Source organism: Mesorhizobium sp. M0833, from assembly GCF_040319905.1.
Classification (GTDB): domain Bacteria; phylum Pseudomonadota; class Alphaproteobacteria; order Rhizobiales; family Rhizobiaceae; genus Mesorhizobium.
This window is the reverse complement of record NZ_JAMYOQ010000028.1, coordinates 61,381-74,461: the sequence shown is the minus strand read 5'-3', so window position 1 is coordinate 74,461 and position 13,081 is coordinate 61,381. Positions and strand designations below refer to the sequence as shown.

13 protein-coding genes are annotated in these 13,081 nt (G+C 64.7%); 4 read left to right on the top strand and 9 right to left on the bottom strand.

The window, feature by feature from the left end; all coding sequences use genetic code 11:
- Positions 1 to 108 precede the first annotated feature (108 nt).
- Genes NKH98_RS25700 through NKH98_RS25685 form a run of 4 tightly spaced genes read right to left on the bottom strand, consistent with a single transcriptional unit; the run spans position 109 to position 6,937 of the window.
- A complete protein-coding gene (locus tag NKH98_RS25700) occupies positions 109 to 2,196 on the bottom strand; it encodes a hypothetical protein (protein WP_352805817.1) in 2,088 nt (695 codons plus the stop codon).
- Positions 2,197 to 2,199: 3 nt separating this feature from the next.
- On the bottom strand, positions 2,200 to 5,022 hold the full coding sequence (locus NKH98_RS25695) for a DUF4159 domain-containing protein (RefSeq protein ID WP_352902761.1): 2,823 nt from the start codon (positions 5,020 to 5,022) through the stop codon (positions 2,200 to 2,202).
- The gene (locus NKH98_RS25690) at positions 5,019 to 5,933 is read right to left on the bottom strand and encodes a DUF58 domain-containing protein (RefSeq protein ID WP_352646613.1); all 915 of its coding nucleotides are present in this window, start codon (positions 5,931 to 5,933) and stop codon (positions 5,019 to 5,021) included. The genes NKH98_RS25695 and NKH98_RS25690 overlap by 4 nt, the downstream gene beginning before the upstream one ends.
- Positions 5,933 to 6,937 (bottom strand): AAA family ATPase, encoded by a 1,005-nt coding sequence (locus tag NKH98_RS25685; RefSeq protein ID WP_352902758.1) that lies wholly within the window; start codon positions 6,935 to 6,937, stop codon positions 5,933 to 5,935. The genes NKH98_RS25690 and NKH98_RS25685 overlap by 1 nt, the downstream gene beginning before the upstream one ends.
- A gap of 146 nt (positions 6,938 to 7,083) precedes the next feature.
- On the opposite strand from NKH98_RS25685, the gene NKH98_RS25680 reads away from it, so the two are divergent.
- Genes NKH98_RS25680 through NKH98_RS25670 form a run of 3 tightly spaced genes read left to right on the top strand, consistent with a single transcriptional unit; the run spans position 7,084 to position 9,624 of the window.
- The gene (locus NKH98_RS25680) at positions 7,084 to 7,713 is read left to right on the top strand and encodes a DUF1285 domain-containing protein (RefSeq protein WP_352646608.1); all 630 of its coding nucleotides are present in this window, start codon (positions 7,084 to 7,086) and stop codon (positions 7,711 to 7,713) included.
- A gap of 13 nt (positions 7,714 to 7,726) precedes the next feature.
- Positions 7,727 to 8,359, top strand: coding sequence for a CoA pyrophosphatase (locus tag NKH98_RS25675; protein WP_254819167.1), 633 nt, complete (start codon positions 7,727 to 7,729; stop codon positions 8,357 to 8,359).
- Positions 8,356 to 9,624, top strand: coding sequence for a CCA tRNA nucleotidyltransferase (locus NKH98_RS25670; protein WP_352646606.1), 1,269 nt, complete (start codon positions 8,356 to 8,358; stop codon positions 9,622 to 9,624). Before NKH98_RS25675 ends, NKH98_RS25670 begins: the two co-directional genes overlap by 4 nt.
- A gap of 3 nt (positions 9,625 to 9,627) precedes the next feature.
- Here the strand turns inward: NKH98_RS25670 and NKH98_RS25665 are convergent, their stop codons facing one another.
- The 3 genes from NKH98_RS25665 to hemF all read right to left on the bottom strand — a co-directional run bounded on the left by NKH98_RS25665 (position 9,628) and on the right by hemF (position 11,526).
- Positions 9,628 to 9,813, bottom strand: coding sequence for a DUF1059 domain-containing protein (locus NKH98_RS25665; RefSeq protein WP_023679490.1), 186 nt, complete (start codon positions 9,811 to 9,813; stop codon positions 9,628 to 9,630).
- A 280-nt stretch (positions 9,814 to 10,093) separates the two neighbouring features.
- Positions 10,094 to 10,354 carry a DUF1344 domain-containing protein gene (locus NKH98_RS25660; protein WP_352879080.1) on the bottom strand — a complete coding sequence of 87 codons (261 nt, stop codon included), beginning with the start codon at positions 10,352 to 10,354 and terminating at the stop codon, positions 10,094 to 10,096.
- 257 nt (positions 10,355 to 10,611) lie between these two features.
- Complete coding sequence (hemF, locus tag NKH98_RS25655; RefSeq protein WP_352902755.1) at positions 10,612 to 11,526, bottom strand: oxygen-dependent coproporphyrinogen oxidase; 915 nt, start codon at positions 11,524 to 11,526, stop codon at positions 10,612 to 10,614.
- Between the two features lie 105 nt (positions 11,527 to 11,631).
- Here hemF and NKH98_RS25650 point away from each other — a divergent pair, with 105 nt between their 5' ends.
- A complete protein-coding gene (locus tag NKH98_RS25650) occupies positions 11,632 to 11,889 on the top strand; it encodes a hypothetical protein (protein ID WP_023679487.1) in 258 nt (85 codons plus the stop codon).
- Here the strand turns inward: NKH98_RS25650 and soxR are convergent.
- The gene (soxR, locus tag NKH98_RS25645) at positions 11,886 to 12,332 is read right to left on the bottom strand and encodes a redox-sensitive transcriptional activator SoxR (protein WP_352646603.1); all 447 of its coding nucleotides are present in this window, start codon (positions 12,330 to 12,332) and stop codon (positions 11,886 to 11,888) included. The genes NKH98_RS25650 and soxR overlap by 4 nt on opposite strands.
- 170 nt (positions 12,333 to 12,502) lie before the next feature.
- Positions 12,503 to 12,961 carry a tRNA (cytidine(34)-2'-O)-methyltransferase gene (locus NKH98_RS25640; RefSeq protein WP_352902752.1) on the bottom strand — a complete coding sequence of 153 codons (459 nt, stop codon included), beginning with the start codon at positions 12,959 to 12,961 and terminating at the stop codon, positions 12,503 to 12,505.
- Positions 12,962 to 13,081: the final 120 nt, after the last annotated feature.

The window sequence follows — 13,081 nt, the reverse complement described above, 5'->3', positions numbered from 1 at the left end:
GCCCATCTGCTTCACTGCCATCGCGATTCCCTCCGAGCTTCGTCTCAGAGAATCACAATCAGCGAATTACGCAACAGGCCCACAAGGGGAGAAGGAAGGACGGTGCCGCTACCGCCCTTCGCGGTACCACATAGAGCCCATCGCCAGAAGAAGCAGGCCGAGTCCGAGGAAGCCACCGAACAGCGGCACGCGCGAGACGGCCTTGAGCACGCTGTCGTCGGTAGTGCGCAGGCCGATCCAGTCATTGCCGGAGGCCGCGCCCGACGAACGGACCGGGACGATTGATGGCAGCGTGACCGTGCTGGTGAGATTGCCAAGTGGCGAGGCCGGAGCCAGCCGGCGAACGCTGCCGCCGGTTGCCTCAGCCGGTGGTTTCAGCCGGTTCTCGGTGGAGACGACATCGGTGAATTCCGGGGCGTTGACCGGCCCGACATGGGCCAATGCCGTCAGGTCGCCATTGCCGACCTGGTAGAGACCGATTTCGCTGGTCTCGACGCTGCCGAGGAAGACACCTGGTTCGGATTTCTCGAGCCTGACGATCAGTGCCTTGCCGGATGGCGTGATGACTTGCGCCGGGCCGGGGTCGTCGCTCATCGTCTGGCGGCGGATTTCCAGCACCATGCCGCGGCCGTCGGCGGTCAGCCGCTCTTCCTCGAGTTCGGGCTCCTTCATCAGCCAGTGGGCGATGCGCCGGTAGAGCTGGACGTGGGGCCCACCGCCCTCGAAGCCGCGCGCCCACAGCCAGCCCTGGTCGGACAGAAGCATGCCGACGCGGCCTTCGCCCTTGCGATCGAGCAGCAGCAGCGGCCGGTTGTCGGCGCCCTTCATCACCACCTCGCCCTCGGGGTTCTCGACCCCGATGGTGCGGAACCAGCGGCTCCAGTGCGGCGGCTCGGTCGCGGAGCCGTCGAGCCCACGCGTTACCGGATGACGCTGGCCGGTATCGGTGAGGCGCGGATAGAAGGCCTTGTCGATGACCTCGCCGGTCGGCATTGCCGGCAGCGCCGACATCAGCGGCGTGCGGGCGATCGAGCTTTCGCCGGCATATTCGGGGCCTGCCGCGATCAGCAGCGCGCCGCCCTTTTCGACATATTCGGAGATATAGTCGTAATAGAGGATCGGCAGTACGTCGCGGTGCTGATAGCGGTCGAAGATGATCAGGTCGAAATCCTTGATCTTCTCGACGAACAGCTCGCGCGTCGGGAAGGCGATCAGCGACAATTCGTTGATCGGCGTGCCGTCCTGCTTTTCCGGCGGGCGCAGGATGGTGAAGTGCACGAGGTCCACCGAAGCGTCGGATTTCAGCAAATTGCGCCAGGTGCGCTCGCCCGCATGCGGTTCACCGGAAACGAGCAGTACCCGCAGATTTTCGCGAATACCGTCGATCAGCGCGATGGCGCGGTTGTTGGTGTCGGTGAGTTCGCCCGGCTCGTGGTTGATGGCGAGTTCGACAATGTTGCGCCCGGCGCTGGGAATAGTCACCTGCAGCGGCATCGCCTGGCCGATGTTGGCGTGCTCGACCGATACCTGCTCGCCATTGACCGATACGCGGACATCGACCGGGCCGGTGTCGTTGTTGGTGGCGATGACTCGATAGGTCATGTCGAGCGGCTTGCCGACGAGGCCGAAGCGCGGCGCATTCTCGAAGCGAATGCGACGGTCCTTTTCATGCTCGTTGCCGGTAATCAGCGCATGCAGCGGGGCATTGAAGTCGGGTGTGCCGGACGGTGCGTCATGCACCTCGCCATCGGTGATCATGATGGCGCCGCCGATGCGCGATGGCGGCACGTCGCGGAAAGCATTTTCGAGCGAGGAAAACAACCGCGTCTCGGTGCGCTCGTCGGCGGCTTCGGACTTGCCGGCTTCGACGACACGGACGTCGAACTGCTTGAAGCGGCCGAGACGTTGCTGAAGCCCGGCTAACGCCGCGTCGGTCTGCTTGGTGCGGTCGCCGATATCCTGGCTCTGGCTGCGGTCGACGACGACGGCGACGATGCTTTTCAGCGGCTCGCGCTCTTCGTCGAGGAACACCGGATTGAGCAGCGCCGCAGCCAGGGCAATCAGGGCTGCCAGGCGGAAAATCGCACCGCGCTGGCGAAACCAAAGGCCGGCCAGCGCCAGCAGCAGCAGCGGCACCAGGACCACTGCGAGCAGCGGCCAGGTGATGAGCGGTTCGAAGGAGAGCGACCAGTTCATGGTCTACTGCCCCAGCCGTTCGAGCAGCACAGGGACGTGCACCTGATCGGACTTGTAGTTGCCGGTCAGCATGTACATCATGATGTTGACGCCGGCGCGCAGCGCATAGATGCGCTGCATCGGATCCGAAGGCACCGTCGGCAATAGCGGGTCGCCATTCTCGTCGACCGCCCAGGCGCCGGCGAAATCATTCGCGGTGATCATGATTGGCGAAACGCCGTCGCCGGTGCGCACCGGGCGGTTCTCGGTGTTGCTGGCTTCGAGCGATGCCTCGACCCAAAGCGGGCTGCCGGCAAAACGGCCAGGAAACTCCGGAAGAATGTAGAAGGATTTGGTCAGCACGTGGTCCGACGGCACCGGTTCCAGCGGTGGCACGTTGAGGTTGCCGAGGATGTCGCGCAGCCGCTCCGTAGCCGGGCTGGTCGAATCCGCACCAATGCCATTGGCGAACTGGTCACGGGTGTCGAACAAGACCGTTCCGCCCTGCTGCATATAGGCGTCGATGCGGGCGATGGCGGCCTCGCTCGGCATCGGGGCCGAGGGATCGATCGGCCAGTAGATCAGCGGGTAGAAGGACAGTTCGTCCTTCGAGATGTCGACGCCGGCGGGTGCTCCGGGTTCGAGCGCGGTTTTTTCGATAAGAAAGCGGGTCAGCCCTTCGAGCCCGGCGCGGCTGATCGAATCGACACCCGGTTCGCCGGTCAGCACGTAGGCGATCCGGGTCTTTGAAATGTCCCCGATCGCCTCTGTATCTCCCGGTTTGGCGTCGTCGGCACGCGCGACGTCCGCTTGGCCAATCAAGGCGCCGAGCGCCATCAGCAGGACGGCTGCCGTCGCCGCAGCGCCGGCACGGCGCGGCCGGCGCGACAACAGGCCGCCCATCCAGAATACGGCAAGCGTGTCGAGCACCATCAGCACCAGGGCGGTGGTGACAAGCGGACCTTTGAGGTTGCGCTGCTCGTCGAAGGCATACTGGATGGTGGTGACCGGCACCGTGATTTCAGGCCGGGCCAGCGGCGTGAATGCGCTGTCGCCACCGAGCAGATTGTGAGCGAACACTCCCGTTTCCGAGCCGTAGAGGCCGGGCGGGTTTTCCAGCGTCACCGCCAGCGGGCCGGCGCCGGGCACCAGAGGCCTGGCATCCGGTGTCGGCGGCACCAGCGTGCCGTCGGCAGCGATCATGCGATAGGGTGCCAGCGACGTGGCGGCTGCCTCGGCATTGGCCACCGCCGAGCCCTGGTTGCGCGACAATTGCACGATGCGCCGCAGCATCTCGACGAAGCTGCCGGAGATCGGCAGGTTGGACCACGTCGCCTCGGGGGTGACGTGGAACAGTACGAGGGTGCCCTTGTCCTTCTTCATCCCGGTCACCAGCGGCGTGCCGTCGGCAAGCGTGGCCCAGGTGCGCTCGACAATGTCGGGCGTCGGCTCGGCCAGCACCTGCCTGGTAACGGTGACCTCGGTTGGCGGCGCGAGGTCGGCGAAGGGACCGGTCTTCGGGAATTCGGTGACCGGCTGCGGCGCCGTCCATGACAGCGCGCCGCCAAGCGATCGCTCGCCGGTGCGCAGCCGGACCGGCAGCAGATCGTCGTCATTGCCGGCAGCGGCCAGCCGCGAACCGGCAAAACGCACCAGTGTGCCGCCCTTGTCGACCCAGTCGACCAGCCTCTGCCGCGCCTGTTCCGGAATGGTGCCGACATCCGCCATGACGATCATCGCCGGTTTCTGGTCGAGCAGTTGCGGAATGGCGTCGGCGAGATCGACGCTCGACGGCTCGACGAGATCGGCGAAGGGCTGCAGGGCGCGGCGGATGTAGTAGAGCGGCGACAGCAGCGGTTGCGCCTGATCGGCCTCGGACTGCGACAGCAGCCCGACGCGGCGGCGTTTTGAGCTCTCATCGAGCACGCGGACGGCACCGGCCTGGCGCTCGCCATCGAGCGCGATGTAGGCGAAGTCGTTGCGCAGTTCGAACGGCACCGCCATCGTGCCGGTTGCGGTGGTTCCGCCCGGGGCAAAGGTCAGCGTCGCGTCGGCAATGCGGCGGCCCTTGTCGTCGAACGCGCCGGCCGTCACCTGTGCAGGTGCCGGGTCGCCCGGTGCGCGGATGGCTGTCAGGGCGAAGCCGTCGACCTGGTTGTCGGCGCCGGTCAGGCCGGTCAGCGACAGCCGGTCGGAAACGGCCCAGACAATACGTGCCGCGTTCTTTGACAACAACGTGTTGAAGGCGGCTTCGTCGCCTTGCGCCGCCAAGCCATCGGCGAGCACTGCGACGCTGGCGCCCGGCAGCGAGTCCAGGGCTGATGCGACGCGGGCGTAGACGGCGGGGCGGTCGGTCGGGATCGGCCGCGGCTTTGCCGCGCGCAGCCGGTCGAGCGCGGCAGCGGCATCGAAGGGACCGATCTCGGCATTCGGCTTCTCGGCGGTGAAAGCGATGAGCACCGGCACGCCATTCGAATTGGCATCGGCGATCAGCCGCTCGGCGGTGGCGACCCGCTTGCCCCAGTCGGCGGCACTTGCCCAGTCATTGTCGATCACCAGCGCCAGGGCGGCGCCCTCGGCGGGCAGCTTTTCGCGCGGGTTGAAGACGGGTTCGGCAAGTGCCGCCACGACAAGCGCGGCCATCAGCAGCCTGAGCAGCGTCAGCCACCAAGGGCTCTGCTGCGGCGTTTCTTCGCGCCTCAACACGCGGGCGAGAATCCTGAGCGGCGGAAACACCTCGGTTTGCGGCCTGGGCGGGGTCAGCCGCAGAAGCCACCAGATCACCGGCAGCGCCAGCAGGCCCCACAGCACCATCGGCGCCCCGAAGGAGAGCGGCAGCCAACTCATGCGCGGGCCCTCCCGGCAAAGCTGCCCTCGGCGGTCATCGCCATATGGATGCGCACCAGCGCCTCGGAGGCAAGGCGATCGGTATGATTGATGGTAAAGCTCCAGCCAAGCCGTTTGCACCAGGCGGCCAGTTCCTGGCGGCGGGCGGCATAAAGCAGGCGATATTCCTCGCCCAGCATTTCGGCGCGGCCGGCGGTCAGCTTGTCGCCGGTCTCAGGATCGGTGAATTCGGTGCGCCCGGCATAGGGGAAGCTTTCCTCGGCCGGATCGGCGACCTCGATCAGATGTGCGCGCACGCCGTGGCGGGCGAGCACGTCCAGCCAGGCCATCGTGTCCTCGACCGGGTCAAGGAAATCGCTGACGATGACGATGTCGCAGAAGCGGCGAATGCCGGACAGGTCGGGCTTTGCCGGCAGGTCGCCGGCGTGCATCAGTTGCGCCGCGATGCGCTCGGCGCCATTGCGGGCGGTGAACGGGTCGGTCAGGCCGGGCCAGGCAATGCGCTCGCCGCTGCGCGACAAAAGCTCGGCCATGGCCAGCGTCAGCACAAGGGCGCGCGATTCCTTGGAAACGCCGGCTCCGGTCGATTTGTAGAGCATGGAAGGCGAGGGGTCGGCCCACAGCCACACCGTGTGGGCGGCCTCCCATTCACGGTCGCGGACATAGGTGTGGTCGTCGCGGGCGGAACGGCGCCAGTCAATGCGCGAGGAATCGCCTTCGACATAGGGCCGGAACTGCCAGAAATTCTCGCCGATGCCGCGCTTGCGGCGGCCGTGCCAGCCGGCAATTACCGTGTTGACGATGCGGCGCGCCTCGACCAGCAGGTCCGGCACCAACGAAGCCCGCAACCGGCCTCTGGCGAGCGCATCGCGCGTCGCTGCCGGTGCCTGCGCTTCACCGATGCGCGCCATCAAATCCCTTTCGCGAGCTTCGCCACGACGTCGCGAACCGTGGTGCCCTCGGCGCGGGCGGCGAAGGTCAGCGCCATGCGGTGCTGCAGCACCGGCTCGGCCAGTGCGCGGACGTCGTCGACCGACGGCGCCAGCCGGCCGTCATAGAGGGCGCGGGCGCGGGTGCACAGCGTCAGCGCCTGACTGGCGCGCGGGCCTGGGCCCCAGGCGACGTGCTTGTCGGTATCGGCGTTGCCCTGGCCGGGACGCGCAGAGCGCACCAGCTTGAGGATCGCCTCGACGACGCTTTCCGGCACCGGCATGCGGCGGATGAGCGTCTGGATGTCCTTCAGCCGCGCCGGCTGCAGCACGTTTTCAGCCTTGGCATCCTCGATACCGGTGGTTTCCAGCAGGATGCGGCGCTCCGCCTCGATCTCGGGGTAGAGGATGTCGACCTGCATCAGGAAGCGGTCGAGCTGTGCCTCGGGCAGCGGATAGGTGCCTTCCTGCTCCAGCGGGTTCTGTGTCGCCAGAACATGGAACGGTGACGGCAAGTCGTGGCGCACGCCGGCAATAGTGACGTGGTATTCCTGCATCGACTGCAGCAGCGCCGACTGCGTACGCGGCGAGGCGCGGTTGATCTCGTCGGCCATCAGCAGTTGCGCGAAGATCGGCCCGGAAATGAAGCGGAACGAACGCTTGCCCAATTCATCCTGCTCCATCACCTCTGAGCCGAGAATGTCGGACGGCATCAGGTCGGGCGTGAACTGGATGCGGCGCGAATCGAGGCCGAGCACGATGCCCAGCGTTTCGACCAGCTTGGTCTTGGCTAGGCCGGGCACGCCGACCAGCAGTGCATGGCCGCCGGCCAGCAATGCGACGAGCGTGCGCTCGACGACGCTTTCCTGGCCGAAGATGACCCGGCCGACGCCGTTGCGAACCCTCGAAATGTCGGCCAGCGCTTTCTCGGCCTGCGCCACCATGTCCTTTTCGCTGATCGGGCTTTCCTTGATCATCACGCTCATGCAGCATCGATCCTTCTGGTTGGAAATACCGCTTGGCACAGTGGGTGCCGCAGAATGCCGCGATTCGGCCTCGCAGGCCGCCTGTCTTTGAATTTAAATCACAGACTTAGGCTGACAAGCGGAACAACAGTGACTATTTCGTGACCATGACGGAAGCCGCAGACAATCGTGAAGAGAGCCTGACGGCCGCGACCGAGGCGCGCGGGCTGCAAGCGCTAGTCTCGCGCGCGACACGCGCCGGCAAGGGGCCGGCGCCGGTGGAACGCTGGAATCCGGCGTTTTGCGGCGATCTCGACATGGAAATCAAGCAGGACGGCACCTGGTTCTATCTGGGAACGCCGATCGGCCGGATGCCGCTGGTGCAGCTTTTTTCCTCGGTGCTGCGTAAGGACGAGGACGGCAGGACCTACCTGGTGACGCCGGTGGAAAAGGTTGGCATCCGCGTCGCCGACGCGCCCTTCATTGCCGTCGAGATGGACGTGTCTGGCGCGGGCGACGGACAAATCATCACCTTTCGCACCAATGTCGGCGACGTGGTCGAGGCTGGGGCGGGACACCCGCTGCGCTTCGTCGATGAAGACGAGACAGGTGGCCTGAAGCCCTATGTGCTGGTGCGCGGGCGGCTGGAGGCGCTGGTGACACGGCCGGTGATGTACGAGCTGGTCGAGCACGGCGAAGAGATCGACATCGGTGGCAAGACGATGTTTGCCGTCCGTTCCAAAGGCGAGGTCTATCCAATCATGCCGGCTGAGAAACTGAAACGGCTGAGCGCATGATGGACCGCCTATGATGGATCAGGTGACGCCGTTGGCGTTTTCCGCTGCCGGGTTTCGCCAGCGCGTCGCGGCGCAGCCGCTGGCGCATGCCGGCGACGATTTTGGCGACCACCGCTTCAATCCGGGCCATCCCAGACTGAAGCTGGCCAAGGCGCTGCGCGATGCCGCCGTTCTGATCCCGGTGGTCGATCATGGCCATGAAGCCACGGTCCTTTTGACCAGGCGGGCGGAAAAGCTGCGCAACCATTCGGGGCAGGTTGCTTTTCCCGGTGGCACCGTCGATCCAACCGATGCGAGCCCGGAAGCGGCGGCGTTGCGCGAGACATTCGAGGAGATCGGTCTCGATAGGGATTACATCGAGATCATCGGCCGTCTGCCGGACTACGTTTCCGGCAGCGGCTATCGCATCGCTCCGGTGCTCGGGATCGTGCGGCCCGGTTTCAGCCTGACGCTGAATTCCGACGAAGTCGATGCTGTCTTCGAGGTGCCGCTGGGTTTTCTGATGGACCCCGCCAACCACACCAGAGACAGTCGCATGTGGAACGACCTCGAATGGTTCTTTTACGAGATGCCCTATGGCGGCCAGCGCATCTGGGGCGTCACTGCGGGCATCATCCGAACGCTCTATGAAAGGCTCTATTCGTGAGCAATCCGGTGTCGATTGCCGGCAAGGCCGGCTGGCTCGGCGAGAGCCACTTGCAGCGCCTGCTCGCCGCGCTCACCGACGGCGGCGAGGAGGCGCGTGTCGCCGGCGGTGCGGTGCGCAACGCGCTCATCGGCCAGCCGGTCGCCGACATCGACATCGCCACCACGACGGTGCCCGAGGAAACCATCCGGCGTGCCGAGGCGGCGGGCTTCAAGACGGTGCCGACCGGCATCGAGCATGGCACCGTCACCGCGGTCGCCCAAGGCAAGGCCTATGAGGTCACCACGCTGCGTGCCGATATCGAAACCGACGGCCGGCGCGCCAAAGTGTCGTTCGGCCGCGACTGGAAAGCCGACGCTGAGCGGCGCGATTTCACCATCAATGCACTCTATGCCGAAGCCGATGGAACGGTCGTCGATCTGGTCGGCGGTATCGCCGATATCGAGGCGCGGCGGCTGCGCTTCATCGGCGATCCGGAAGCGCGTATCCGCGAGGATTATCTGCGCATCCTGCGTTTCTTCCGTTTCTTCGCCTGGTATGGCGACGGCAGGCCGGATGCCGAAGGGTTAAAGGCTTGCGCCCGGCTGAAGCAGGGGCTCGACCAGCTCTCGGTCGAGCGCGTCTGGTGGGAATTGAAGAAATTGCTGTCGGCGCCGGATCCGTCGCGGGCGCTGCTGTGGATGCGCCAAGCCGGCGTTCTGACCGCCGTTTTGCCGGAAAGCGAGAAATGGGGCATCGATGCCATTCACGGGCTGACCAAGACGGAGAAGGACCTGGCCTGGGCGCCGGACCCGCTGCTCAGGCTGGAAGCCGTCGTGCCGCCGGATGCCGCGCGCATGAAGACGCTTGCCGAGAGATTGAGGCTTTCCGTGAGCGAGGCAAGCCGTCTGCGGAATTGGGCGATCACGGCTGCCGTCGATCCGAAAACGACCGAAGGAGAGTTGGCGAAAGGGCTTTATTTTGGCGACCGCCAAGGCTTTGTCGATCGGTTGCGGCTGTTGCTTGCTTCCGCTCGAGCCCGCGCAGTCGAAGACAGTGACGCACTGCTCGAAGCCGGCGGCTTCTCGCGCCTGCTTGCCTTCGCCGCGAAATGGCAGAACCCTGTTTTTCCGCTCAAGGGCGCCGATCTGACGACACTTGGCGCGTCACCGGGGCCAAAGCTTGGTGCAACGTTGAAGAACCTCGAAAAGGAATGGGTCGAGTCCGGTTTTGCGCTCGATCGCGGCGCGCTGCTCAAGCGCGCCGCAGAGGCACTCGAATCCTGACCGTCACGCCGCGTCGCGGACCTTTTCGATGCGCGAGCGGATCGCCTCGATCATCGTCTCGCGGATCACGGTCTCGCCATGCGTCTCGCGCAGATGCTCGACGGCACGGCGCATGACCTCAGCCTCCTCCTCGGCGCGTGTGTGCCACTCGCAGCCGGGTACGAGCGACCCGCAATGGAATTCCTTCATCGGCTTCTCCTCATCTCCTCCTTGGAGCACCGCGCAGCGCACTGACACGGAAGCTCCAGACCTTTGATTGCGCGATCCGGAAACCGCGTCCGGTATCCGGGCTACACGCTGGACAGGTTAGCATAACACGATCGAATGGTTTTGGTTGCCTTAGAGTGCCGTGCGTCCAAGCCGACACGCGGTCCTCTAGTGATCGGGTTGCGAAAAGGCGGAGCATCGCTGCTCCGCCCTCTTACGCTACCTAGGAGTAAGACCTCGTCTTGCTCCAGCGGGCAGGACATCACTTCACGATCTTGACTGCCTCGGCAATTTTATCCTTGCCGTTCATATCCCACGTGACGCGGACCTTTTCGCCGACCTTCAGGCCAGGATCCTTGAAGGTCTGGGGCAACGTAAAGGTGGCTCCGTTATCCAGAACCAGGCTCATCGCCGTTCCATCAAAGCTTTTGATCGTGCCGGTGGTGTGCTTGACCGCAGCGAATGCGGCAGTACCAGAGGCGAGAACGGCAGCGGCGGCTGCGGTCATAATAAGCTTGCGCATGGCATGCTCTCCTGGAAAATGCGGGCACTGCTTGGGAAAGGTGCCCCATTCAATCGTGGGCCGTCCGGTCACGTCGGGTCGCGGCTCTCGGGAGTAAAGAACCGCCGGCGTTTCCCGGCCCGACGCGACAAATAGCCCAATCTTTACAATGGTATATTAGACGAAAAAGATATTTTTTGGCGCGCCTTGCGCCACATTCGCCGTCAAATTCCGGGGATTTGGACCCGATTGCGGCTCACGTCGTGCTCACCGAGATTTTACGGCCATTTCGCTTCTGGCGGCAGGCTGGACAGGATCGAGGCGACATTGCCGCCGGTCTTCAGCCCGAAGATGGTGCCGCGATCGTGAAGCAAGTTGAATTCGACATAACGGCCGCGGCGGATGAGCTGCTCGTCACGGTCGCCATCGGTCCAGTTGTCATTGAAGTTGGCGCGCACCAGATGCCCGTAGACGACGAGAAAAGATCGCCCGACGTCCTGGACGAAGTTGAAATCGGCGTCCCAGCCGCCTTTGTCCTCATCCGAATGCAGCCAGTCGAAGAAGATACCGCCGGTACCGCGCGGCTCGTTGCGGTGCGGCAGATAGAAGTACTCGTCGCACCAGGCCTTGAACTTCGCGTGGTCGGCGATCGCCGCGTTCTTCTCGCAGGCAAATTGCATAGCCCTGTGGAAGGCGACCGTGTCGGGGTCGTCCTGGCTGCGGCGGCGGTCGAGCACTGGTGTCAGGTCGGCGCCGCCGCCGAACCACTGGCGCGAGGTGACGACCATGCGTGTGTTCATATGCACGGCCGGCACGTTGGGGTTCCACGGATGGGCGATCAGCGAAATGCCGCTCGCCCAGAAGGAGGGGTCCTCTTCGGCGCCCGGCATCTGTTTCCTGAATTCGGGCGAGAACTCGCCATGGACGGTCGAGGTGTGGACGCCAACCTTCTCGAAGACGCGGCCGTGCATCATCGACATGATGCCGCCGCCGCCCTTGCCGGCATCGCGTTGCCACGGCGTCTTTTCGAAGCGACCGGGCGACCAACTGGCCTGCGGCCCCCGCAGGTCCTGCTCGATCTGCTCGAAGCTGGCGCAGATGCGCTCGCGCAACGTCTCGAACCACAGCCGTGCCTTCGTCTTCTTCTGTTCGATGTCGGCTGGCAGCCCCGCCGGTATCTCGGGTCGTTGCAAATCCTGTCTCCGGTTGCGGGGCGTACCCCGACAAATGACTCGTCTTTTCCGGCCGCGATCCCTAATCTCTTAGATGCAAGGGTCAAGTGTGAATGGAGTTCTTTCGTGCGCACCCCGGCAAGACCGCCGCTGGATGGCCTGAAGAAGAGGCTCGACCGTTCACGCGCCGAGAACGCGCGCATGCCGCGCGACGGCTTCCTGCGCGAGACCTTCGTGCTGCCGCGCTCCGACGCTCGTCTCAAGGCGAAGGAATGGTTCGAGCGCTTTCCCAAGCAGGCCTATTGGACCGAGATCGAGAGCTGGTTCGAGCGGCCGGGCGACGTCATCGAATTCACAATCAGGCGGCTGCCGGCGGCGGATTAACGCTCGATCAGCAAGCGTCTCGCGCCCGGCCCTCGGATGCTCAGCCGGTCGCCCTTATTCCGCAGCGGACATTTGTCGATCGACATGCAGCCGCAGCCGATACAGTCGGTCAACCCGTCGCGCAGCTTCTTGAGCTGACTAATCTTCTGATCGAGCTCGTCGCGCCAAGCCGTCGAAAGCAGGTTCCAATCCTCGCGGGTCGGCGTCCGGCCTTCAGGCAATGATCGAAGGGCTGTGCCGATCTCGGCCAGCGAAATGCCGACCTCCTGCGCTACCTTGATGATCGCCACACGTCGCAGCACGTCGCGGCCGTAACGCCGCTGGTTGCCTGATGTGCGGTGGCTGCGGATCAGCCCGCGCGCTTCGTAGAAATGCAGCGCCGACACCGCCACGCCACTGCGCGTCGCGACCTGGCCGACCGTCAATTCCGTTGCCGCAGTCATCTCCGATTTTCCGCTTGACCTCAAGTTAAGTTGAGCTTGTAGCGAAGAAGCCCCGAAGATGCAAACGGCAGGAGAAGGCGATGGGCGTCTGGATGAGAATGACCGGAGAGGACGCAGTGTTGCGTGAGGACGGTGCCTTGGTCGCTGCGGCCGGCGATCGCGTACACGTCCTAGCGAAGCTGCCGGATCGCCTCGCCCGCCACCATCGCAACGGAAAGCGCGACGTTGATGCTGCGCGCTCCGGGCTGCATCGGGATGGTCAGGCACGCATCCGCCGCCTCGTGGACGGCATCCGGCACGCCTGCGGATTCGCGGCCGAACAGGAGAATGTCGTCGCCGGCAAAGGCGAAATCCGTGTAGGCGGCAGCTGCTTTGGTCGACAGCAGCACCAGCCGCCGCTTGGCAAGCTTGCGCCAGTCCTCGAAGGCGTGCCAGTCGACATGCCGGGTGAGCGCCGCCATTTCGAGGTAGTCCATGCCGGCCCGTTTCAGCGCCCGGTCACCGAGCGGGAAGCCTGCCGGTTCGACGATGTCGACGCCGAGACCGAGGCAAGCGGTGAAGCGCAGGATTGTCCCGGTGTTGCCGGCGATATCAGGCTGGTAGAGCGCGATGCGGAGACGGTCGTTCATTTCCGCGTCTTTCTAATAAGTGGCAGATCAGCCACAGAGCTCTCGCGGTTTTGGAAATTCCTGGACTGGCGGGTGGTCATTTTCTGCGAAGTCGGTTATACGGCCAGCATTGTCAACCCG